Here is a 22,410-nt window from a genome sequence, read left to right as displayed (position 1 = left end):
CAAAATAAAGATCCCGCTGTTCAAAACAGAATTGGGAGAGGGGTCACGATAAAGAGGCGTCCTGGTATTAAGAGGGGGTTATGTGCGGCCTGATGCCTTCACCCGGGCCCTCTCCCACGGGGAGAGGGAGAACACTAAAAAAAGGGATACCTGCGTTACCTTTTTACGTTGAGCTTGTGCGGCCTGATGCCCTCATCCCTGCCCTCTCCCACGGAGAGAGGGCGAAAACACATAAAAGGCAACCTGCGTTGCCTTTTATGTTGAGTTTGTTCGGCCTGATGCCTTCATCCCAATCCCCTCGCTCTGGAGAGGGAGATGATCACTTTTTGCGTGACAATTTAAACGCCACAAACAGGAAGACAATCCATACCGGCAGCAGGAAAGCCGAGAGTCGCATGTCGTCAAGGGTGCACATCAGCACGAGGATCATCGCCAGGAAGGCGATACAGATGTAGTTACCCGCCGGATAGAGCAGCGCTTTGAACTGCGTCTCGCGCCCTTTGCGGCGCATCGCCGCGCGGAAGCGCAGGTGCGCCAGGCAGATCATGATCCAGTTCAGCAGCAGCGTGGCGACAACCAGCGCCATCAGCAGGCCAAAAGCCTCTTTCGGCAACACATAGTTGATCAGCACCACCAGCGATGTGATCCCCCCGGAAAGCAGCAGTGAATTCACCGGCACACCACGGCGGCTGACGCGGGTCAAAAACTTCGGGGCGTTACCCTGAACGGACAGACCAAACAGCATGCGGCTGTTGGAATAGACGCCGCTATTATAAACGGACAGCGAGGCCACCAGAATGACGAAATTCAAGGCAGATGCCACCAGGTTGCTGTTCATATCGTGGAAGATCATCACGAACGGGCTGCTGTCGGATTTCACCTCGACCCACGGATAGAGTGCCAGCAGTACCACCAGCGAACCGATGTAAAACAGCAGAATGCGGTACACCACCTGATTGACCGCTTTCGGAATGCTTTTCTGCGGATCGCGCGCTTCAGCGGCCGTAATCCCGATAAGCTCAAGCCCGCCAAAGGAGAACATAATGACTGCCAGCGACATGATAAGCCCGTTCCAGCCGGTCGCCAGGAAGCCGCCGTGTTTCCACAGGTTGTCGATGTTCGCACGCTCACCGCCATGGCCGGAGAACAGCAGCCACAGACCAAAGCCGATCATCCCGATAATCGCCAGCACTTTTATCAGCGCAAACCAGAACTCGGTTTCACCGTACAGGCGCACGTTTACCAGGTTGACGGCGTTGATGATAATGAAGAAGGCGGCGGCCCAAATCCAGGTCGGGACGTCCGGCAGCCAGTACTGCATGTAGATGCCAGCGGCGGTGAGTTCCGCCATGCCTACCAGCACAAACATCACCCAGTAATTCCAGCCAGACAGGAAACCGGCGAACGGCCCCCAGTATTTATACGCAAAGTGCGCAAACGAGCCGGATACGGGCTCTTCAACGACCATTTCACCCAGCTGGCGCATGATCAGAAAAGCAATAATGCCTGCGATGCCATACCCCAACAGAACGGCAGGCCCGGCCATTTGAATCGCCGGCCCAATGCCGAGAAACAGCCCGGTACCGATCGCGCCGCCGAGGGCAATTAATTGAATATGTCGATTTTGCAAACCACGTTGCAGCGTCGGTGTCTGTTCCGACGAGGCTTCAGATAAACCGTTTCCTGAAGCGGATGACGCGTTTTTCACGTCCTACCCCTGTGTATTTATAGAGAAGGGGCACCTTTTAACACTTCATGTCAGCAGGAGCAAGTTATAGGGGTGATGAATGGATGGGGCATCCGTGCCCCTGATAACGAGGGTAAAACTTAGAACTCGTAGCCGACAGAAACCTTAAAGGTGCGCGCTTCGCCCTGGAACACGTAGGTGCCGGAGTCATCAACGCTCGACCAGTAGTTTTCGTCAGTGACGTTGTCGATGCCCGCACGCACGGTCATCTGATTCTGGTTTTGATTTACCGCGAAGCGATAACGCATCCCCAGATCCAGCGTGGTGTAGCTGTCTAACTTTTTGGTATTGGTCAGATTCGCATACTGTGAACCGGAGTGGTTCACGCGCGCCGTGGCGGTCAGGCCGTCAATCGGTTTGATGTCATATTCCGCACCCAGCACGGCATAAAAGTTCGGCACGCCAACCGCATCGTTGCCCTCGTTCAGGCCGTTGTTGGTTTTGGTCAGTTCCGCCTGCAGCCAGGTGGCGCTGGCGTTCAGACGCATGCCTAACATTGGTTCGCCGAATACATTCAGCTCCACGCCACGGTTACGTTGCTCGGCGTCAAGACCATAATGGTTGGTCACGCTGTCGAGAATTGCCGAGGGCATTTTGATTTCGAACAGCGCCAGAGAGCCGCCTACGCGACCAAAGTCGGCCTTCACGCCCACTTCGTTCTGTTTTGAATGCACGATGCCAGTGCTCTGACCGTAGTTGGTTGCAGCTTCTGGTGCGGTTTTACCCGGCTGCAGCGCTTCGGTGTGGTTAGCGTAGAGCGACAACGCATTCCACGGCTTATAGACGACGCCGTAGGTTGGCATCCAGCGGCTGCCGTCAAAGCTATCCGCCTGGTTTTCTGCGCCCGTCACTTTGTTATAGCCGCGAATCACCACTTTCTGATGACGAGCCCCCACGGTGAACAGCAGTTTGTCGTCCAATACGCCGAGCGTGTCGCTCAGCAGCCAGCCCTGAGAACGTGTGCGTCCGCTGGTCAGCGGGTCACTGTAATTCCCGCCGCTGCCGCCAAAGTTGGTGCTGTCTGGCTTGTCGACACCGGTATTGTGGTAGATGTTGGTGATCGGGTTATCCGCTGCTTTTGACATCTTCCACGCGATCTTTTCATTTTTGGTCTGCGCCGAATAACCGACGTTGACTTTGTGCGAGACAAAACCGGTATCGAAGTTGCCACGAAGGCCCGCCATACCGCTCACGCCGTCGCTGATGCGGTTGGTATCCAGACGCGTTGCCGTGGCTTTGCCGCTTTTATCGACAAGCTTCGCGCCGCTGTACAACCCCTCTTCATGCGCATGCTGCGCACTAAGGCCGGTGTAAGCTGTCCAATTATCGGTAATGTCGTATTCGCTACGCCACATCCCGAATTCATTTTCGATGTTGCTGTAAGCCCATTTCTGGGAATAGTTGCGATCGTTTTTCGGAGGCGTTGGCACGAAATCAACCGCGGAAATGTTGACGCCCGTTTCGCTGCCGTGGAAGGTTTTCTTCTGGTAACCCATATCAACGGACGTGCGGAAATTGTCGCCTTTGTAATCCAGGCCGGTCGAGAGCAGCGTGGTGCGGCGGCGATCGTTCGCCACGGGCGCTTCGCCCTCGCGATGAACCAGGTTTACGCGCGCGCCAAACTGGTCGCTGTCGCCAAAGCGACGGCCCGCGTCCAGCGTCGTGCCTATCTGCGAATCAGAGGTGTAATCCACGCCGATTTTCGCCTGCGGCACGTCGCCCGCATGTTTTGGCTCGAGGTTGATCATCCCGCCGACGCCGGAGCTTGCCGCACCGTTCATCAGGGCGTTAGCCCCTTTGAAAATTTCAATGCGGTCAACCATTTGTGCGTCAACCACCTGACGAGGCAGAACGCCGGACAGGCCGCCAAAGGTCATGTCGTCGCCGTCGAATTTCAGGCCACGAATGCGGAAACTCTCCGCGCTATTGCCGTAGCCCTGCACGGACTGCACGCCCGCATCGTTCGCAACCACATCAGCGATGGTTTTCGCCTGCTGATCGTCAACCAGTTTTGAGGTGTAGCTGATAATGTTAAACGGTACATCCATGGCGCTTTGCTGACCCAGCATCCCCATGCGTCCGCCGTTTGCGACCTGCCCGTCAAGGAATGCCGGCACCAGCTGATCGCCGCCCGGTTTAAAATCGCTCGCCGGGGCAGCCTGGACCACGAGAGTGTCTTCTTTTGGGGTTTCCGCCGCAGACGCGGAGTGCATAACCGTGCCGATAGCGAGTGCCAGCAGCGTTTTATTCATGGTGGTGTTGTTCATAATTAACTCGTTCAAGTACGCGCAAAATGGCCCGTTTCCGGGCCTAATCATTTTTATTTCAAAGCAATTCTGACGACGCTGTCCGGACCGTTCGTGGAGTGATCTTTATTGAATGCCTGCTTAACGGTGACATATAGGGTCTGCCCGTCTTCCGACAGCAGCAGGCTGTTTGGATTAGGCGGCAGATCCCAGCGCTGTTTCACCGCATAGGTCGTGGCGTCCAGACTCAGCAGTTTTCCGCTTTCGCGCTGGGTGATATAGATTTCGTTGCGTTTGGCGTTGAATTTCACCGCCATCGAATCGCCCACATCCAGCTGTTTGAGAACGTTTCCGGTGTGAATATCCAGCACCAGCGTGGTTTTGGCTTTGGAGTTATCAGTGACGAACAGACGGCCTGTGGCGGTGTCCTCGGCCATATTCAACAGCAGCGCAGGCTTGTCGCCCAGCGGTTTCCAGCGTTTTTCAATACGGTTAGTGCGTGGGTTGATCGTCAGGATCTCACCGCCACCGTTTGCCACGTAAAGGCGCTGAGTCTGCTCAGACCACAGCAAACCCGTAACCCACTGGCCGGCATTTTTGATGGTTTTTTTCAGCTTCAGCGTGTTGGCATCCACGACCCAGACGACCGCCGGATCGCCGACGCCGCCGATATAAAGTACGTCGCCGTGAAGCAGAACCTGCCGCGCGCCGTACGGATAACCTTCTTTATTACGCTCGGTGAACAGCAGGCGATTTTTGACTTTGCCGTCCGCGGTATTGATCGCGGTGATGCCGCCGTCCAGCGAATTGGTCGCATAAATCGTTTGCCCGTCCGGGGAGATCGCCAGAGCAAAGTTTTTCAGATCGGTATGGCTGCGGCCAATAGTTTTCAGCGTAATGGGATCGAGTTTGTAAACAACGCCGCCCTGCACATCCTTGAACCCTTCGGAACTGGCCACATACAGCGCATCGCCTTTCGGACTGAGCACCATTTCATATAAGCCGTCGGCCAATTCGCGTTTCACTACACCCGTTTCTGCCGGCGCGGTGACGGCGGTTTTCGCTTCTGGCGCAGCGGTTGGTTTTACTGCGTGCTGCGCGGCGCAACCGGAAAGAGAGGCAGCAACAAGCAGTGCCAGCGCGGACAATTTTTTGGTCATCAGGAACATCCTTTACCGTTCAAAAAGATCATTCAGGCGGGAAACTGCGTCGCATGCGGCTTGGCGATTTTGGTTATATTGACAGGCTGTTAAGCCAGTGCAGATTCCACTGTTAATACTCAGTGTTCCGTGTGAGATCTGCGCTCACTGTTGATGCGGGAAGAGTCCGTCTGCGCCCACAAACACTAAAGAGAATGAGAACTATACTCATTATCTTTATATTATCAAGTGTAAATAGGAGAAACAAATGTAAAAATCGCAGGATATTGCGGGGCTTATCCCCTTCTATCCTTTTGTACAATAAAAAATTGGGGAATTCGCGTAAATAAAGAAATAGCTGGATGCATTAGCTGGCGTTAATTTAAATCTCAACCCACGGTCGCGGACATGATAAAAATCCGGGATAGTGAGTCTGTACGCTTCTGTTTTTTTAGGGAGTTCATTGGTCTCATTAGAAATGAGCACCATTTCACCGTTTTCCTGCCATGCGTTAAATGAAACTTTATTACTGATCGCCACGGGTGGCGCATTCACTGGAATATATTCCCCTGACGTCTCGAGCGTGCCGGAACCACCAAGGAAAGTATAATCCATTATCACATCGACAACATATTTGTCATCTACGATGGTGGTATGCGCCTCGCAATTAAAATTACTGCGCTGGACGCGAATATATACGACGTAGAGTAAAGGAATGATGATAGCCAGCAATATGAGTGACCAGCGAAGGGCCAATTTATTCGTCGTCATCATTTTGCTTCCTGTAAAATATGGAATTGCATTGCGCCTGGGTATCCTGTGGGTTGCGGTCGCAAATCATTACCGAGCTCCCCCTCTGGGCATGATTTAACGTCATCCAGACCATCCCACCTGTATTACAATTAATCGGATAACGTTTAGATAGCTGGTTAAACATGCCGATGCTTTTCTCTTTTTCACGCCATGATGAATATACGTCGCAGTCGTTAATTTTTCCGACGTGTTGATAATTTTCGAAAGCAGTTTCATTACCTTTTAACGTCATGACAAGCACGCTGCAGGAAAGGATAAACATTAAGCCGGCCACGGCATACGCGAGGGGCGACGCAAAAAAAGACGTTTTCTGCGGCGCAACCCGTGCCACATTATCAGGAATGGTCATTTCAGAAGATAAGTCGGTTAACGCCGCCTCCGGCGAGGCTTTTTGCGAGAGAACAAACTCATCACGTTCGCCAGTACGGACCTGGGCAACAGACTTAAACCCTTCTTTTGGGATGGTTTTAATGATGTTTTCGTCAAGTCCCGAGGACTTCAACGCTTTACGTATCGAAGCAATGGTTTGATAAAGGGCATTGGTACTGACGATCGCCCCCTGTTTTTCCCATACGGAAGCAAATAAAAAGCGCTGGGTCAGTACCTGATCGTTATGTTCCAGAAGCAGAAGCAGGCATTCATTAACGGGTCCATGCAGCGTTATGGCCCTGTTTGGGTATCCTTCCAACGGTCCCAGGCGGCGCAGATCAGGTTCAAAAAGCAAAGTATCGTTGATCAAAAAGACTTTCTTCATGGCATCATCGCTAGTGGTCACAGAAAACCTGATTCAGATTTTACTTATTATATATCAGTAAGTTGAAAACGCCCAATTTCCGCAAAAAGGCTATTCTGATCGCCAAAACCACCGACTTCATTCAGTATAAATCATATAACTTCACTCCTCTTTATCTCAGGCAATTCTTAAACTTGTCGTCATCAAGTACGGGACATGGATGAACAATTAACCTGGTCCGTGACAGTCAGCGATTGATGCTGAACATGAGTTGAAATTCGCAACATAATGTTGAGCAATAGATTAAGTACACAAACCTGAAATTTAATACTACATAAAATGTCGTATGTAGATTTTAAAACTATAAGCAGCACTTATGAAAATAGAAACTCTAGCCAACCGGGCAGTCTACCGGGTTTCTGATAGCGCATAGAGTTGTGGATTGGATTGCCTTTATCGCAGCCCTATAATCCACCTTATAAACAGTGTGGGTTATTCAGAAGTGTATATCGTGGTGCAGGTCAGTTTACTCTAAAGTAGGTATTTAAGAGATGGGCTATCGTCTATATGGATTTATGATCGGTGATGAAATTCATTTCGATATTTCTAATCGCAGGCTGTATCGGCTCACGGGTAGCCATAACGATAAAAGTGTAGCGTTCGCATCAATATATTTTAATGAAACCATGTTAAGGCTGTTTCTTTATCTGCTCGAACATGGCCGTAAAAAAGTTGTCGCCAAAGAAGAGTTATTTGAGAAAATTTGGGAGGAGAATAATTTAAGTCCTTCCACGCAACGGTTATGGCAAGTGCTTCATAACCTAAACGGCAAACTCAATCTTCTTGGTCTGCCCGAAGATTTTATTCGAAATATTCGCGGGCACGGTTACATCATCAATTATCAAGATGTAACCCCAGTATATTACAGAATGAGTGAACTCCCAGCTCCTTCTGTTAAAAATAGAGGAGAAGACAGATACCCTGAGTGAGTGATGTCAATTCAGTGGTTTTCGCCCTGCGCATTTAATGCAAAGGGCTTTTTTTTTATGAGACATCAGGATGTCCAACCCACTTTTTAAAACGGCATATATCGCAAATTGACTGTTTATCGGTGTAACCCGATACTGGAAAAATATATGAGTATTATGAATCGCTTTGTAAACTTAAAAGTCAGTAAGAAATTATTCTTCGGCTTCACGACCGTTTTACTCGTCACCGTTGCCATTCTGGTATCGGGTCTGACAGGCCTTGTCTCTGTTCAGGATCGGGTCGAAAAAAACGGTCACACCACCAATCTGTTTAACGCACTTTCCACCGTGCGTTTGAACCGTTTTAACTACCAGTACACGCTTGAACAAAAGTATCTGGATAACACAACGGCTGCCGCGCAACAGATGCAGGACATTGTTAAAGACCTGCAAAGCCATTCCTGGACCTCAGACGGACAGGCAATGCTCGATAACACGTCAAATGCCGTGAATAGCTACATCGAGACGCTGACGCCGTTTACTAAAGCGCTGACGGCAAAAAAAGAGAGTGAAATCAAGCTCAGCACGAAAGTGCTCGCGGAGGACTCCGAGATCGCCTACAAACTTGGCCGCAGCAACACGCTTGATCTCCAGCATGCTTTATTAGCCTCGCAGATCGCGTTTATCTACAGTGACATCGACTCTCAGGTCACCGTTTTTAAACAGCACCCGACGCCTGCACTTCGACAGGACATTTTGACACGTATCACCTCAGCAACAACCAATTCACAGCAGCTTTTAGAGTCTGTTCCGGAAGACCAGAAAGCCTGGCTGATGGCGGGAATTTCAGAAATGCAGACCATCTCCGCGGAGCTGGCTAACTATGAGCAACTCTGGACTGCGCAGTCTGATATGTCAGACATTTTATCCACTAAAGCAGAGACTCTGACAAAAGTCATTCAGGACATGTTTACCCGACAGCAAATGATGGTGGTGTCGACGGTCAGCAACGTGCAGATGGTGATGGGTATTGTGGCGGCTATCGGCATCGCGTTAGGCGTTTTGCTGGCGTTGGCCATTACCAAATCGATTACCCGTCCGCTGAATGAAACCTTACGCGTCGCTGAACTTATCGCTAAGGGCGATCTCACCAGCACGCTCACCAGCACTCGCCGTGACGAGCCAGGCCTGTTAATGCAGGCAGTATCGACCATGAACGAAAACCTGAAAAACATCATCAACGATGTTCGAGAAGGCGTTGAGAGCGTGGCGCGTTCCTCGACGGAAATCGCCGCCGGCAACATGGATTTATCGGCTCGTACCGAGCAACAGTCTGCCGCCGTGGTTGAAACGGCTGCCAGTATGGAAGAGTTAACCTCAACCGTGGCGCTGAACGCCGAGAATGCTAACCACGCCCGTATGCTGGCAGAAGAAGCCTCTCAGAACGCGAGCGAAGGCAGCCAGATCTCTAAGAAAGTGATCGACACGATGAAAAACGTGCGCAGCAGCTCGCACCGTATTTCTGAGATTACGACGGTCATCAACAGCATTGCTTTCCAGACCAATATCCTGGCACTGAACGCCGCTGTGGAAGCAGCCCGTGCTGGCGATCAGGGTAAAGGCTTTGCGGTGGTTGCAGCGGAAGTGCGCACCCTGGCACAACGTAGCGCCCAGTCAGCGAAAGAGATTGAAAGCCTGATCAATGAATCGGTTATTCACGTCGATACCGGATTCACGCTGGTGGAAGGTGCAGGTGATGCAATGTCTAAAATCGAGACATCCGTCGCTCAGGTGCGCGACATCATGAGTGAAATCGCCGCAGCAACGGATGAACAAAGCCGTGGAATTGCGCAGATTGCTCAGGCAATGACGGAGATGGACACGACGACACAGCAGAACGCCGCGCTGGTGGAAGAATCCTCCGCTGCCGCCAGTTCGCTGGAAGATCAGGCCGTACAGCTTGAAAAAGTGGTGTCTATCTTCCGCGTGTCGAACGTGCCGCATCACCGTAAAGACAGCCGACCAATGAGCAAAGCAAGCAGTGTCGTTGCGCTCAACACGGTCAAAAAAGATAGCCACCGCGATCAAAACGACTGGGTTCAATTTTAACCCCAGCCCGATGTTTTAGCCCAACGTCGCCAGGCAGGCCTCTTTTAGGTTGTCTGGCGAGCGTGCGAGGAAAGCGAACCATGGAAAATATTCTGAATAAACACCACTCTGTACCTGCTGGCAGGGGTTCAATTTTGACCCGCACTTTTTCCTGGCTAAAAAAATCGGGCTCAAATTCGCCCTTAAAAACACTGCAAAACGCGATTGATCAGCGGCAGATTACGCCCTTTTACCAGCCTTTTATCAATGGTATCACCGGCGAGATTGCTGGCGTAGAAGTGCTTGCCCGATGGAAACACCCTTCCTATGGATATGTTTCGCCAGACGTTTTTATTCCTCTGGCGGAAAAACATAACCTCATCATTCCGCTAACGCACTCCCTTATCCAGCAGGTCATTGCGGATCTGCAGCATCAGATCCACCGTTTTCCCGTGGGCACTTACATTTGCATTAATATCAGTGCGCAAAACTGTCTCGACCCGAGTTTTGAAGTGGATACCTGCGAGCTTTTACAGAAGTTCACTGCCAATCAAAGTCATGTGGTAATGGAAATAACCGAACGCGATCCGCTGCATTTCACCCCGGAGTTAAGCGACTGGTTTGCCGCGCTGCGACGCTCTGATATTTCAGTGGCGCTGGATGATTTTGGAACCGGATATTCGAACCTGTCGTATATTTCGGCGCTAAACCCTGAATTTATCAAGATCGATAAAATGTTCGTCAGCCAGATTGGCGTTAGCGATGATACACGTCTGGTGGACAGCCTGATCGATCTGGCGAAAAACATGCGCCTGAAAATCATCGCTGAAGGCGTTGAGACGCAAGTGCAGGCGGATTATTTGCGCGCGAAAAAGATCGACTTTATGCAGGGGTTTTATTTTTGCAAACCCCTGCCAGTTCAAGAGTTAATGCGCGTTGTGATGGCGCAGGCGCTGCCCCCGCACTGATTGTGCACGAGTGCTGTATAGAATGCGTAGCGTATACTGACAAAGAGATTTCGCGGTTCACCGCACGCCGCAGAGTCATCCAGATAGGATACGAAAAGGGTAAAGTAAGTGGTCAGCCGCCCCTTCATCCTGTCGGCTTTTAAGCCGATTTTCGTCGTTTTTACTGATTACCGACCAGAGCCGCGCGCCGTCCTGGCGACGCCTATTTGCGGTGCAAAAATTGAAGCAGAGCTGGCGTGCGCCAATGGGTTGTCGGTGATGTCGTACAGCACTCTCAGTAAGGCGTTGTATTTACGCCTGTCGCCGCTGCAGGCGTTGGTGTTGCGCGTCCCCTTGATCAGCGAGAGCAGATCCGCCAGATAGCGTGTTGAAGCCACCCTGTCGTTTGGGTGGCTGCAAAGACGGTTACTTCTTCTTGTAGATATCGGCAGTGCCGTGAATTTTGTTTTCGGTATTCCCGGAGGTTAATACCAGCACATCCGCGCCTTTCTCATCGGCTTTTTTGATGAGCTCTTCTTTCGCATCAGCAATCGCAGTCTCACCAGAGGTCGACACAGAACCTATCTTTTCATACTGGGATTCAACTTTCTTGAAGTCTTCACGGGTGAGTAGCTCGGCCGCAAAGGCATTCGAGGTGAAGAGGATCGCGGTTCCTAACAAAAGGGCAGTCGTCTTTTTCATAACCTAATTCCTTGTGATTAATAAGAAACAACATCATCCTCACGAAGAGCAGCAAGGCTTAATCAGCATGGTAGAGAAACGTGATAAATGCCACGGCGTTTAATGAAATCGTTTATAGCAAAACGGTAGAAGCGGTATCTTGAAGGGTATTGTTTTTTGAATGCGGCTGGAGGGTTTTGAGCACTTAAGGAATGGCAGAAAACACATGGTACGCCCTGTAGGATTCGAACCTACGACCTACGGCTTAGAAGGCCGTTGCTCTATCCAACTGAGCTAAGGGCGCACGGATAACGTGCACTTGCGGGGGTGAAACGCGTGGAATTATACGGCCAATGACAAGTGAGTCAATGCCTTTTAACGCAATCGCCTGCCTTCTCAACAGCATCTCTGACATCCACTGTAAATACGTCTATTTTTTCAACATTACGTCGATTTTCCTCGCATTTCATCTCACTACGAAAAGGCTTAAGGCTCTTTAAGTAACGCCTGGTATTTTCTTAAACAGATGACCCGCACACTAGCCTGCGGTAATCCGGCGCCTGGGAGCCCGGAAGATAACAGGACAGTGCAGTGACCGCGTTTGCCTCCTCCTCATTTGCAGCCCCCTCGACGAACAAATTTGCCAAACTGCGCAGCGTGTCGCGTGAAATTATTGGCATCAAACTCGAACCCATTGTCGCCCTTACATCATCACGCATCGTCGGCATGGAACTGCTGAGCCTTCTCGCTTCGCCTGAAAAAAGCGAACAATTTTTCCAGCATCAGTCTGCCGATCAGTCGCTTATGTTGCTTGAAGCGCAACTTACCGCCTTAAAAAACACGCCCTACAGCCACAACCTTTTTATTAATCTGCCGATAACCGTATTTGTCGAGACAGAACATTTCAGACGGGTTCTGCCGTTGCTGGCCGCCGGACAAAATATTGAGATAGTCGACCCCCACGCATTCTTACGTCTTTCAGCAGAATCAAGGTCGTGTGTGACCCAACGCCTGCAGATCCTCGCCGAACGCGGCTGCCGCATCTGGCTTGACGACGTAGACGACGGCCTGATCCGCGCCTTTTTACGCTGTCGTTTACCCTTAAGCGGTATCAAGATCGATAAACTTGTGTTCTGGCGCCAAAGGGGAACGCCTGCATTAGCGCAGCTGGTGAGTCGCTGTGCGCAGGTCGCCAGCAATGTGCTTATAGAAGGTATCGAATCACATTGGGATCGGGAGTGCGCACTGCAAGCAGGAGCGGGATTCGGTCAGGGATATTACTGGCCCTCCATGGGCTGGTCTGAACAGTAAAAGGACATTCGCCTGAGAGAGAATCTATGCGCATGACAGTACGCCGCTATCGGCGTCGTCGGAAAGGAAGCGATTCGCTGGGATTCTCGTATTCACATTCCAGCCCCCCTTTTTTTGATCGCCTCGTGTCGCTAAGTCAGTCCATCAATCAGACGCGTAAAACAGACACTCCCTTTCTTATTCTGGTTACACGCGATAATTTTCTGCATACGGGTTTACAAAATGGGCCTTCGCCATTGAGTCATTGCTGCGGCTTTGACGCGCTAGAGCCTGCATTCCATGCCCTTAAAAATTGGCCTATGGCAAGACTGGTGGTTGATGTAGAGGGTCGATCGTCGTCCCTTCTGGACATGCTCGATGCTTTGCGACGAGTGATTCTTTATCCCCCCTTTACCCCCATCAGCTTGTTGGTTCGCTCAGACGACTACGATACGCGTCTATTTTGTAAGACTACCGGCCCTTTTGAGGTGCTTGAACGCCAGGTTTCAGCCCCTGCCTTACAGCAGGCTTTAATCGCTGCTAATCCGCCTTCCCCCCATCGTAGCCAGTGGTTTTCACGCGAAGAGTGGATCATCTTGCAGTTTTTGTCCCAGGGGCAGTCATTGCGACACATCGCGCTCATGCGTCAGCGCCCTTATAGCCGCATTGTTTATCGCCTTGGACGTATCCTGGATAAATTGGGCTTACACCATCGTCAGGAATTACTGCATCTTCTCCATCGGCTATCCGATCCTCCTTCTTTAAGCCTTTAATTCCTAAAGAGGTTTAGGAAATGGCTTACGATAATTATTAAAAGCAGGCCTTAATTTAACATTTTATTAAAAATTACAACTATTCCTAAAATTCACGCTCTCGCCACGTTTAACGCTGCTCCGCCTTAGAAAATCAGAGATTTCATCCAAAAGTTAACTTTTTACAAAATTTGTTAATGAGATGAGTGGTGCGTAAAAGCCTTACTATTCAAGGTGTAAAAAATAAGTGCATCGACGGCAGACAGCCGATTCTGCTGCATGACGTGATGATGCTCTTAAAGAGGGTAAATCGCTTTCAAATGAAGGTGTGATACGGGCAGAGGCGCTGAATTCCACTTAAGGAATGGCGAGTGCGTATGCGCGTTGAAGCGCTGAAAATAGAAACATAAAATTAACATTGAGTCGTTTGTATTATTTTTTGCAATTACATAAATATCATCACCCACCTTAACTTCAACACATGGTTATTTAGCCTGAATTTAAAATGAACGATTTAGCTCTCCAGAAGATTATATTAAGCAAGGAGCCCAGGCTAATTTACGGGCTTTTCGGAGAAAACTTACAAGGTATAATAAGGCTGTTCCGGACAAAAATAAGAAATAGCAATACCTGACCGTTAAGTCTCAATTCAACCATCACGTTGAGGAAATGTTTCATTACTACATAACAAGGATGCTTGCGCTTTTTCCAGGGAAATACCCCGTATAAGGATCTGCAAAATTATCCTTCCGGCTTACCCGCGCTTTTACATTGCGTGTTAACCACCTGAGGCATAAAAAATGAAACCTGCATCCATTATCATTATGGACGAACATCCTATCGTCAGAATGTCGATAGAAGTCCTGTTAGAGAAAAATAAAAACATCGCGGTAAAACTCAAATCCGGCGACAGCCATGAAGTGCTCGATTACATTCGAAATTACCCTATCGATCTGGTGATCCTCGACATTGAGATGACGGGGTCAGATGGATTTACTTTATTAAAAAGAATCAAGAACTTAAATGAAAACATAAAAGTTCTTTTTCTCTCTTCGAAATCAGAATCTTTTTACGCCGGACGCGCGATGCGTGCGGGGGCAAACGGCTTTGTGAGCAAAAGGAAAGATCTCAGCGATATCTATAACGCCGTAGAGATGTTGCTCTCTGGATATTCCTTCTTCCCCTATGAAACGCTGAGCTTTATAAACCATCACGGCTCGCATAAAGGGGCATTAAATGATATGCCATTATCCAACAGGGAAGTGACCGTTTTACGTTTTCTGGCGAATGGGTTGTCTAACAAAGAAATTGCAGAACAATTATTACTTAGCAATAAAACAATTAGCGCGCACAAGTCAAATATTTACACGAAATTAGGCGTGCAGACGATTGTCGAGCTCATCGACTATGCTAAAGCTCACGAGCTGCTATAAAGCAAAGGTACTCCCACCGCATTAACGCGTTTCCGGGAGTACCGTTCGGCTCAATAATAATTAATCATAAATGTCGCATCCGCGTCAGCGCGACCGGGCGTAGGATTATTTGCGGTCGCGATGTAATTGGCATAAAACGCCAGCACCGCATTTCCCTGCGCATCCACAACCATCTCCTGACTCGCCTGTTGAAGCGGCAAACGTGTTTTATCGTGATCGCGAATCTCTACGGCGACATTGCTTGCCTGACTGGCGTCATTGAGCGCAAGAAGCTGAGGATCGCGCGCATCAACCTTTCCCGTAAATGTGATCGAGGCGGCCCCCGGCGGACAGCCGGTCAATTTTAGCGTAAAGGGCATTGCCTGCGTTCTGCTGCCCGTGGTGCTCAATTGCTTTGTCGGCCACGTACCCAGCGTCACCGACTTGTTACTGTCGCTACCCTCCGCCACGCAGGTGAAATCTACAATGTTCCCGTACAGTTCAATATTGATTTCACCCAGCGGCGTCGCCGCCATCGATCCCTGCATCGGGGCACCTGACAGGGTCATTACGGCGAGTAACATCATTTTGCGCATCATTCCCCCTTAGTCGTAATCCACACGCAGGTATCCGCGTGAACGAAAGCGCCCTTCACTCGGTTTTTTCCCTGTGATGCTTACTGGCCAGGCGCTAATCCCCACCACCGCCGAGGCGTTATCATCCAGACGAAACGGAATTTTGCTGATGAGGCTATTCGGCGTAAGCGGCGCGCCGCTGGCCGTTGCCACGATAAAACCTAAATCAGGGTTGTCAGAAATCAATGCGTTTCCAGACACCTTTTCCGCTTCAACGCGCATTGTCAGATACGCGTTCGCCTCCACGTTGGTGCATTTGATGGCGATGGTTTGCGTTTTGGGGTTCACATTTTGGGGGCGATTCCCCGCCCCGGCCTGACTAAACAGTGACGCGCCGATGTCGCCAAAATCGAATTCGACGACTTTACCGGCGTTAATCGCGCAGCTTTGCGGCACCTGAATCGTGCCGCTGTAGCTGATGGTGTAAACCGGCGTCGTCAACGGATCGGCTGACGTTGTTGTAACGTAAACGCGAAACATCGTCTGGCGCGGGATCTCAACCATGTTGATAAACCGCCGCGTCACTCTGAGTCGAAACACCAGCTTTGAATCCTGAACGCCAAAAGGTTGGTTTTTGGAAACGTTAGGATGACTCCCCATCTGAATAAAAGATTGAGGAGGATAAAAAACACCCGCGTAGCTGTCGGTAATTTTCATCGCGCCATCGAGATAATCATTTAGCTTCAGGTACTTGTAGCTGTCGATGGTGCTAGTAATGGGAAAATCGGTGACGTAACTGCGCTTGGTCGTATTCCCCGACGTCCCTTTCGGGCAGACCGCATTCACACCCACCCACTGTGATTTTTCTGCCAGCGTGACGATCTGCCCAATCTGATTATTCGAGCTGTTAAATTTATCCGTTAAGTCATAGTACACATCGGTTGGGACACCGTTTTGGTTGACGCAGACGGTCGCCAGCGCATGCGTCGCAGGCATGAGCGCTAGCAGTGCCGCCGCCAAACAGCGGGTCTTAATCACAGCGAATCTCCTTAAGCGTGATGGCCTGTTGCAAGCTCTCTTCCGGCAGTGCGTAAGGCGCGCGGCATTGAGTATTGGCACTATTGCCCCACTGAATTAATAACGCCCCCGCCAGCGGTAAACCGCTCAGATAAATTTGTCCGTCGTCGCCCACCATGCTGGTCACACCGCTTTCTATTTCGCGTACTACCGCCCCAAAAGGCACGGGCTGATTGCCGCGCATGACGGTTAAGAGCGCACGTACGCCTATACGCGCGTCAAAGCTGGCGCGCACCAGCGCGCCTTTAGTAGGCACGACGCTGCTGACGTTATTTTCAATATCGGTATTGGTATTCATGCTGTTGGTGTCCAGCGCAATACGGTTATAGCGATAAACCGTGGCATAAGGCATCACCGCGTAACCGCGCCAGTCCGTTTTTACCCCGGTCTGGTTTTCGACATTCACGCCCGACGCGCCTGGCGCTTTAATCAACACGTTGGTGTCGCCAAGAGGCTGACTGAAGGTCACCCCATTCGCGTGCCCTACCACGCCGCCAGACATCTGCCAGTTAAGATCGTGCTGCTCGCGCGAGTAGTTGTACCCCGCACCAAACGTACCGTAGGCCGCCTGCCAGTTGGCACTGGCGCTACCGCTGCCACCGTTGTTGCTGGTATGTCCCTGCGTCACACTGTAAGTGAGGTTTCTGTCCTCCAGTAGCGTGCCGCTGATCCCTGTTTGCCAGCTGCTGTCGCCTTCGCTGTTCCGGCTGGCGGAGGCGGTTGCGTAGGCGCGATCGAACGCACTGTCGCGGCGATAGCCGTGCCGGGTAAACAGGCTGAACGGTACGGAGACGTTAAATGACGCAATTTTATCCGTCCCCCCTATCCCCACTGCCTGGTTCCATGACCACGAAACGGAATAGCTCACCCCCTGCACTCCACCGGCGTAGCCCAGCTGATACCAGACGCTGGAATCGCTGGTTCCCCAGTACGTTTGCTCGCTGCCTGAGACGTAAACTGAACCGTAATCTCCCAATGATTGAGAGATGTTGAGCTGAAATCGTCCTTTTTTATTCCATGTCAGATTGTGATAGCTCTGGACGTCGGGTACGCCGTTGTCGTCTTTGGTATCGCTGTACTGATAGCCTTCCATAGATTTCCACGCCACGTCATCAAGCGTGTAAAATCCTTTTGTCGAGTAGCGATAGCCCAGCAGCTGGAAGTTGGTGCCAAAGTCGTTCAACGATTTCGCATAAAGGAAACGCAAGGACTGCCCTTCGTGACGGCTGTCATCGGCCAGTTGGCTGCGAGCATGAGTTAAATCGACTGAAACGGCGCCCCAGTCGCCGAGGTTTTTCCCCGCACCTATCGCGAGCGCGGTGTAGCGTGATGCCAGTTGCGTACCCCCATACAGCGTATAGCCGTTGGCAAGCCCCGTAATCAGCGTGCCCTGGGTGAAGAATGGCGTCTCCTGCTCGCTGTTGCCGCTGCGATAGTCGCCAGCCACCAGATCGTATTTCACCCGACCTTCACGCTGTAATAACGGCACGGTGGAATACGGAACGGTATAGCGTTGTGGATTACCGTCTTTCTCTTCAATCGTCACGTCGAGATCGCCGCTTGATGACGTCGGGTTCAGATCGCTGATGGCAAACGCCCCCGGCTGCACGTAGCTTTGATAAATCACGTAACCGTTCTGGCGTATCACCACTTTTGCAGGCGTTCTGGCGATGCCGCGCACGGTCGGGGCGTAACCCTGCATGCTGTCCGGGTACATACTGTCAGACGAAAAGAGCCGCAAACCACGGAATCCCATGCTGTCGAAAACATCATTGCCGCTATTGCTGTCACCCAAGACCAGCTCGCTTTTGAGCGGAATGACCGTACGTTCCACCGACGTCCCGATGTTTTGCCACTCGCGATGGCTATTTCCATTGCTTTGCGTGGCGCGCCATGCGCCGGTGTTTCGCAGACGCCAGGCGCCATAATTCAGGCCAGTTTGCAGATTGAGGTAGTAGCTGTTGTCATCGTCATTGCCCTTGTTTCCGCTAAAGCTGTAGTTCAGCAGGATCGCCGGGATGCCCTCGTCCCACTGCTCAGGGGGAATATAGCCGCGCGCGCTGTTATGCATCGCCACCTGCGGCAAACTGATGTTGAGGCGCAGAGAGGCAAAATTGAATCCGATTTCGCTGCCTGGAATGGCCGTCGCAAGTGGAATACAGGTATCGTCCGTCGTCTGGGCGAGTTCCGGAAACGCATTGATATTCACGCCCAAGCGGTCAAGCATCCCACGCGTGATACAGGGCGAAAGCCCACCCGCCACGGGAGCCGTGCTTTTCTCGTCCGTCTCAAAACGCACATCCTGCGTGCCGATAAACTCCTCGTTGCGCCAGATATCCACACGGTAAATACCCGGTGCCTGTTGATGCCCTTGCTCAAAGCGAGACAAATCCGCCACACCGGCAGTGTCGTCGGATAAAAACCCCGGGTTGAAATAGCTTTCGCTCCATCCCGCTTGTGGAAAGAGAACTGCCGCCAACGCCAGCGCGCACGGGCAGTAACGCCATCGTGGAATGTTCATCGCCCTGACTCTGCTCACAGTGCGACGCGACGCGCCGGCGTGATGGCACCGTAATCATTCACGCTCTGCCAGGAAAGCGTGCCGCTGACGCCTGCAGGAAGAACCTGCTGTGCAGCGTTTTTCGGAGCGATCATCAGATTTTCAAGCTTCTGTCCGCCCAGTTGAAGATTGACCAGCGTGATGTAATACGGCGAGGGGTTGCTGACTTTGAGGTGGTTTCCAGCACGCTCAAACTTCAGCTGCGAAAGGGCCTCTTCCGGCTGCATCGCCAGATTTTTGGGGCGCACGAAAAGCTTTATCCGCGACAGGATCGCCAGTTGCAGAACGTTTTTTCCCTCCAGATTCGCTTTATTCACCGAAGGAATGGCTTTTACGTTCATGAAAAACAGGGATTCGCGATCGGTTGCCAGCGGTGGGCCCGCGTAAATAATGCGCAGCGTGTTTTCGCTGTCAGGCTCACTCACAAACAGCGGCGGCGTGACGGCAAAGGTTTTTTCTTTTTGCCCGCGATCGTTTTCTATCCACGCGTTAATTAAATACCGTTCTTGCTTATTGCTGTTCGTAATCGCCAGTGACGTTTGTCTGGCATCCGCCGGATATATCACGCGCGTTGCACCCAACGCGATCCCACCAGAAGCCTCTACGGACAGAGAAACCATCATCAAAATAATCGATAAAATGAATCCGGGTTTATTCAGGGAGTTCATCACAACAATACCTTTAATATTATGTTCGCAGGTGTATGCCGTTAGGGATAAATCAACGCGAACCAGACATCCGACTGGATATTGCCTGGCACAAGATGTTCAGAAATAACCCGATAGCGTGCGCTGAAATGTAAGTCCAGCTCAGAAGAATCTATTGGCCGCCAGTTACTAGCCGCCGCATTGGGGATAATCTGCCGCTGTTGCGAATCAAATAATGCCAGCCCCACACCGCTACTGACGCGGCTTTCGCCGGGTTGAGAGGTCGCCAGAAAGACTTGCGGATCCTCAGCGGGCGTGACGCCCTCAAACATGACGCCTACCGTGCGCGAGACGTCGACGCTGCACTCCACCAACCGCAGGATAAAGGGCACATTGACCGTCGAAAAACTGCCCACACCGGCAAATGAGTTGGTGCGGTATTGCCCCATTTCGATACGCAGGTTTTGGCTATCGGGCGCGACGGCGCAACCCCCGTTCACCAGCTCGCCTTTCATATGCACTTTTCCGCCATCCACCACCACGGTATGCGCCATCACAGGCGTCACCGCAGACAAAAGCAGCAGTAAAAGGAGCCTTAATCTGGTCATACCCGACCCTCAAATCGAAGAACAGGCCTCTTCCCTGAGGCCAGATCGTCCCTGAAAGCAGGGTTATTCGTATTTCATCACGAAGGTGGCATCGGCGTTTGCCTGGCCTGGTGCGGTCGTTGCCGCAGTAGATTTATAGCGGGCGGTAAAGTTCAGGGTGTTGGTGCCTTCGATCAGCGCTTTCGCTGCAGAGAACGTTGCGCCATCAGGGGTCAGTGTGCTGGATTGGCTATCGAGGATTTCAATGCCCACGCCTTGTGCGGTGTTGTCATTGCTGCCTGAAGTGATGGCCAGCAGCGTTTTATCTGTCGGATCGATTTGCCCCGTGAAGGCCACAGATGCCGTTTTCGCCACGTCTGGATCGCAATCATTCAGTTCAATGTTGAAAGGAATATTAGAGGTGGTGTCGCCCACTTTCGTAAATTTAGCCGTACGGTACTGGCCCAAATTAACAATCTGATCGGCGGATTCAGTATTCACTGCGCACGCGGCGTTAACTAATTCACCTTTAAAATGCACGGTACCGCCATTAACGGAAACCGGCGGCACAGGATCTTCTGCATGCACCGCACCCGCAACGAATACCAGCGAAGCAATAACGGAAGAAGCAATATTGCTGAATTTCATATCTATTCCTTTGAAATGTAAAAAGCCCTTCCCGCGTAAATCGGGAATAAAAAAGACATTCAATTGCGTAATTGAAAGTGTATTTTGGAAGAGACAAAGTAGCGTATGGGTGAAAAGTAAAACAGGTCAAAACACTGCGATTGAGCCAGGTCACATCCTAATTTGCCTTAGGAAAAGACCCATCAAAGCGCAGGGGTAATGCTGCGCCCCGAGGCTGATTGCGGAAATCTCGCAATGGGTGACTGACAGCAGCGCCCGCTTCTGACAAAATATAGGCAATCCCCCCCTTTAAACGTTACAGACGGAATCTTCTCTCTGATGGCAGCAAAGATTATTGACGGTAAAACGATTGCGCAGCAGGTACGCTCTGAGGTCGCGGTAAAAGTGAAGGCGCGTACAGCGGCCGGAAAACGCGCTCCTGGGTTGGCTGTCGTGCTGGTGGGTAGCAACCCGGCATCACAAATTTATGTCGGCAGCAAACGCAAAGCATGTGAAGAGGTCGGTTTTGTCTCTCGCTCTTATGATTTGCCGGAAACGACCACCGAGGCAGAACTGCTTGAGCTGATTGATACGCTGAATGCCGATGAGGTTATCGACGGCATTCTGGTGCAGTTGCCGCTCCCTGCAGGCATCGATAATGTGAAAGTGCTGGAACGCATCGCACCGGATAAAGACGTGGACGGTTTCCATCCGTATAACGTTGGCCGCCTGTGTCAGCGTGCCCCGCGTCTGCGTCCGTGCACCCCGCGCGGCATCGTGACGTTGCTGGAGCGCTATAACATCGACACTTACGGGCTGAACGCCGTGGTGATTGGCGCGTCCAACATCGTTGGCCGTCCGATGAGTATGGAGCTGCTGCTGGCAGGCTGTACGACGACGGTCACCCATCGGTTTACCAAAAACCTGCGCCAGCACGTCGAAAATGCTGACCTGCTGATTGTTGCGGTCGGTAAACCGGGCTTTATTCCTGGCGAATGGATTAAAGAAGGCGCGATCGTTGTGGACGTGGGGATTAATCGCCTGGAAAACGGCAAAGTCGTTGGCGATGTCGTGTATGAAGACGCCGCCGCGCGCGCGTCTTACATTACCCCCGTTCCGGGCGGTGTCGGTCCTATGACCGTAGCGACCCTGATTCAAAATACTTTGCAGGCATGCGAAGAGTACCACGATGTAGAGGAAGCGTAAGATGACCACATTTTCATTAGGTAAACACCCACACGTAGAACTGTGCGATCTCCTCAAGCTGGAAGGCTGGAGCGAAAGCGGCGCGCAGGCAAAAATTTTCATCGCTGACGGGCTGGTCAAAGTCGATGGCAAAGTGGAAACCCGTAAACGCTGCAAAATTATCGCGGGTCAAACAGTGAGTTTCGCCAGCCAGAGCATCACCGTTACAGCGTAATCCCCCGAACAACCCTCTCCTGCCTGGAGAGGGATTCTCTTCAAATAACGCCAGATCCCCCTGAATCCATCACGGCTAATTATCGATCGACTTCAAATAAT

General features: G+C 51.3%; 21 protein-coding genes and 1 tRNA gene. 8 read left to right on the top strand and 14 right to left on the bottom strand.

Going from position 1 to position 22,410, the window contains the following annotated elements:
* Positions 1–319: 319 nt before the first annotated feature.
* The 5 genes from pheP to AC0LWE_RS15315 form a co-directional block, all read right to left on the bottom strand.
* Positions 320–1,708: a phenylalanine transporter gene (pheP, locus tag AC0LWE_RS15335; protein WP_202667244.1), complete on the bottom strand. Its 1,389-nt coding sequence runs from the start codon at positions 1,706–1,708 to the stop codon at positions 320–322.
* A 119-nt stretch (positions 1,709–1,827) separates the two neighbouring features.
* The gene (locus tag AC0LWE_RS15330; protein ID WP_474265779.1) at positions 1,828–4,014 is read right to left on the bottom strand and encodes a TonB-dependent receptor; all 2,187 of its coding nucleotides are present in this window, start codon (positions 4,012–4,014) and stop codon (positions 1,828–1,830) included.
* A 53-nt stretch (positions 4,015–4,067) separates the two neighbouring features.
* On the bottom strand, positions 4,068–5,153 hold the full coding sequence (locus AC0LWE_RS15325; RefSeq protein WP_131488141.1) for a YncE family protein: 1,086 nt from the start codon (positions 5,151–5,153) through the stop codon (positions 4,068–4,070).
* A gap of 285 nt (positions 5,154–5,438) precedes the next feature.
* Positions 5,439–5,906 carry a hypothetical protein gene (locus AC0LWE_RS15320; protein WP_219346929.1) on the bottom strand — a complete coding sequence of 156 codons (468 nt, stop codon included), beginning with the start codon at positions 5,904–5,906 and terminating at the stop codon, positions 5,439–5,441.
* A complete protein-coding gene (locus AC0LWE_RS15315; protein ID WP_219346930.1) occupies positions 5,890–6,720 on the bottom strand; it encodes a winged helix-turn-helix domain-containing protein in 831 nt (276 codons plus the stop codon). Before AC0LWE_RS15315 ends, AC0LWE_RS15320 begins: the two co-directional genes overlap by 17 nt.
* A 533-nt stretch (positions 6,721–7,253) precedes the next feature.
* Here AC0LWE_RS15315 and AC0LWE_RS15310 point away from each other — a divergent pair.
* From AC0LWE_RS15310 to AC0LWE_RS15300, 3 genes are all read left to right on the top strand, one after another.
* Positions 7,254–7,667: a winged helix-turn-helix domain-containing protein gene (locus AC0LWE_RS15310; RefSeq protein ID WP_237736133.1), complete on the top strand. Its 414-nt coding sequence runs from the start codon at positions 7,254–7,256 to the stop codon at positions 7,665–7,667.
* A 147-nt stretch (positions 7,668–7,814) separates the two neighbouring features.
* On the top strand, positions 7,815–9,755 hold the full coding sequence (locus AC0LWE_RS15305; protein WP_280637747.1) for a methyl-accepting chemotaxis protein: 1,941 nt from the start codon (positions 7,815–7,817) through the stop codon (positions 9,753–9,755).
* A gap of 134 nt (positions 9,756–9,889) precedes the next feature.
* Entirely contained in the window at positions 9,890–10,702 is an 813-nt protein-coding gene (locus tag AC0LWE_RS15300) for an EAL domain-containing protein (protein ID WP_234593715.1), read from the top strand.
* A 167-nt stretch (positions 10,703–10,869) separates the two neighbouring features.
* On the opposite strand, the gene AC0LWE_RS15295 is transcribed toward AC0LWE_RS15300, so the two are convergent.
* The 3 genes from AC0LWE_RS15295 to AC0LWE_RS15285 all read right to left on the bottom strand — a co-directional run bounded on the left by AC0LWE_RS15295 (position 10,870) and on the right by AC0LWE_RS15285 (position 11,666).
* Positions 10,870–11,079: a hypothetical protein gene (locus AC0LWE_RS15295; protein WP_219346932.1), complete on the bottom strand. Its 210-nt coding sequence runs from the start codon at positions 11,077–11,079 to the stop codon at positions 10,870–10,872.
* 28 nt (positions 11,080–11,107) lie between these two features.
* On the bottom strand, positions 11,108–11,383 hold the full coding sequence (yahO, locus tag AC0LWE_RS15290; protein ID WP_059177975.1) for a DUF1471 family periplasmic protein YahO: 276 nt from the start codon (positions 11,381–11,383) through the stop codon (positions 11,108–11,110).
* A 206-nt stretch (positions 11,384–11,589) separates the two neighbouring features.
* Positions 11,590–11,666 (bottom strand) — tRNA-Arg (locus AC0LWE_RS15285).
* A gap of 287 nt (positions 11,667–11,953) precedes the next feature.
* Here AC0LWE_RS15285 and AC0LWE_RS15280 point away from each other — a divergent pair.
* From AC0LWE_RS15280 to fimZ, 3 genes are all read left to right on the top strand, one after another.
* Positions 11,954–12,673, top strand: coding sequence for an EAL domain-containing protein (locus AC0LWE_RS15280; protein ID WP_234593714.1), 720 nt, complete (start codon positions 11,954–11,956; stop codon positions 12,671–12,673).
* A 26-nt stretch (positions 12,674–12,699) separates the two neighbouring features.
* A complete protein-coding gene (locus AC0LWE_RS15275; protein WP_202694258.1) occupies positions 12,700–13,425 on the top strand; it encodes a helix-turn-helix transcriptional regulator in 726 nt (241 codons plus the stop codon).
* A 779-nt stretch (positions 13,426–14,204) separates the two neighbouring features.
* A complete protein-coding gene (gene fimZ / locus AC0LWE_RS15270) occupies positions 14,205–14,837 on the top strand; it encodes a fimbria biosynthesis transcriptional regulator FimZ (RefSeq protein ID WP_059177973.1) in 633 nt (210 codons plus the stop codon).
* A gap of 50 nt (positions 14,838–14,887) precedes the next feature.
* Here fimZ and sfmF read toward each other — a convergent pair whose 3' ends face one another.
* The 6 genes from sfmF to fimA all read right to left on the bottom strand — a co-directional run bounded on the left by sfmF (position 14,888) and on the right by fimA (position 20,910).
* Positions 14,888–15,403 carry a fimbria assembly protein gene (gene sfmF, locus AC0LWE_RS15265; RefSeq protein ID WP_255210198.1) on the bottom strand — a complete coding sequence of 172 codons (516 nt, stop codon included), beginning with the start codon at positions 15,401–15,403 and terminating at the stop codon, positions 14,888–14,890.
* 18 nt (positions 15,404–15,421) lie between these two features.
* A complete protein-coding gene (fimH, locus tag AC0LWE_RS15260) occupies positions 15,422–16,429 on the bottom strand; it encodes a type 1 fimbria D-mannose specific adhesin FimH (protein ID WP_131486775.1) in 1,008 nt (335 codons plus the stop codon).
* On the bottom strand, positions 16,422–18,989 hold the full coding sequence (locus AC0LWE_RS15255) for a fimbrial biogenesis usher protein (protein ID WP_219346936.1): 2,568 nt from the start codon (positions 18,987–18,989) through the stop codon (positions 16,422–16,424). The genes fimH and AC0LWE_RS15255 overlap by 8 nt, the downstream gene beginning before the upstream one ends.
* Before the next feature lie 14 nt (positions 18,990–19,003).
* Entirely contained in the window at positions 19,004–19,696 is a 693-nt protein-coding gene (gene fimC / locus AC0LWE_RS15250; RefSeq protein WP_204772816.1) for a type 1 fimbria chaperone FimC, read from the bottom strand.
* Positions 19,697–19,737: 41 nt separating this feature from the next.
* Positions 19,738–20,283, bottom strand: coding sequence for a type 1 fimbrial protein subunit FimI (gene fimI, locus AC0LWE_RS15245; RefSeq protein ID WP_202665282.1), 546 nt, complete (start codon positions 20,281–20,283; stop codon positions 19,738–19,740).
* Between the two features lie 63 nt (positions 20,284–20,346).
* A complete protein-coding gene (gene fimA, locus AC0LWE_RS15240) occupies positions 20,347–20,910 on the bottom strand; it encodes a type 1 fimbrial major subunit FimA (protein WP_059177968.1) in 564 nt (187 codons plus the stop codon).
* A 318-nt stretch (positions 20,911–21,228) separates the two neighbouring features.
* Between fimA and folD the strand changes: the two genes are divergently transcribed.
* Both folD and ybcJ read left to right on the top strand, forming a co-directional pair.
* Positions 21,229–22,095: a bifunctional methylenetetrahydrofolate dehydrogenase/methenyltetrahydrofolate cyclohydrolase FolD gene (gene folD, locus AC0LWE_RS15235; protein WP_012016390.1), complete on the top strand. Its 867-nt coding sequence runs from the start codon at positions 21,229–21,231 to the stop codon at positions 22,093–22,095.
* Position 22,096: 1 nt separating this feature from the next.
* Positions 22,097–22,309: a ribosome-associated protein YbcJ gene (gene ybcJ, locus AC0LWE_RS15230; protein WP_059177967.1), complete on the top strand. Its 213-nt coding sequence runs from the start codon at positions 22,097–22,099 to the stop codon at positions 22,307–22,309.
* Positions 22,310–22,410: the final 101 nt, after the last annotated feature.

The organism is Lelliottia sp. RD5 (assembly GCF_056032945.1).
Note: the sequence above shows the minus strand (reverse complement) of the source record. Positions and strands in the feature narration are given on the sequence as shown.

Coding starts and splice junctions, on each gene's coding strand:
- AC0LWE_RS15330 (WP_474265779.1), bottom strand. CDS start 4,014: ATGAACAACACCACCATGAATAAAACGCTGCTGGCACTCGCTATCGGC.
- AC0LWE_RS15325 (WP_131488141.1), bottom strand. CDS start 5,153: ATGACCAAAAAATTGTCCGCGCTGGCACTGCTTGTTGCTGCCTCTCTT.
- AC0LWE_RS15320 (WP_219346929.1), bottom strand. CDS start 5,906: ATGATGACGACGAATAAATTGGCCCTTCGCTGGTCACTCATATTGCTG.
- AC0LWE_RS15310 (WP_237736133.1), top strand. CDS start 7,254: ATGATCGGTGATGAAATTCATTTCGATATTTCTAATCGCAGGCTGTAT.
- AC0LWE_RS15305 (WP_280637747.1), top strand. CDS start 7,815: ATGAGTATTATGAATCGCTTTGTAAACTTAAAAGTCAGTAAGAAATTA.
- yahO (WP_059177975.1), bottom strand. CDS start 11,383: ATGAAAAAGACGACTGCCCTTTTGTTAGGAACCGCGATCCTCTTCACC.
- AC0LWE_RS15275 (WP_202694258.1), top strand. CDS start 12,700: ATGCGCATGACAGTACGCCGCTATCGGCGTCGTCGGAAAGGAAGCGAT.
- fimZ (WP_059177973.1), top strand. CDS start 14,205: ATGAAACCTGCATCCATTATCATTATGGACGAACATCCTATCGTCAGA.
- sfmF (WP_255210198.1), bottom strand. CDS start 15,403: ATGATGTTACTCGCCGTAATGACCCTGTCAGGTGCCCCGATGCAGGGA.
- AC0LWE_RS15255 (WP_219346936.1), bottom strand. CDS start 18,989: ATGAACATTCCACGATGGCGTTACTGCCCGTGCGCGCTGGCGTTGGCG.
- fimC (WP_204772816.1), bottom strand. CDS start 19,696: ATGAACTCCCTGAATAAACCCGGATTCATTTTATCGATTATTTTGATG.
- fimI (WP_202665282.1), bottom strand. CDS start 20,283: ATGACCAGATTAAGGCTCCTTTTACTGCTGCTTTTGTCTGCGGTGACG.
- fimA (WP_059177968.1), bottom strand. CDS start 20,910: ATGAAATTCAGCAATATTGCTTCTTCCGTTATTGCTTCGCTGGTATTC.
- folD (WP_012016390.1), top strand. CDS start 21,229: ATGGCAGCAAAGATTATTGACGGTAAAACGATTGCGCAGCAGGTACGC.
- ybcJ (WP_059177967.1), top strand. CDS start 22,097: ATGACCACATTTTCATTAGGTAAACACCCACACGTAGAACTGTGCGAT.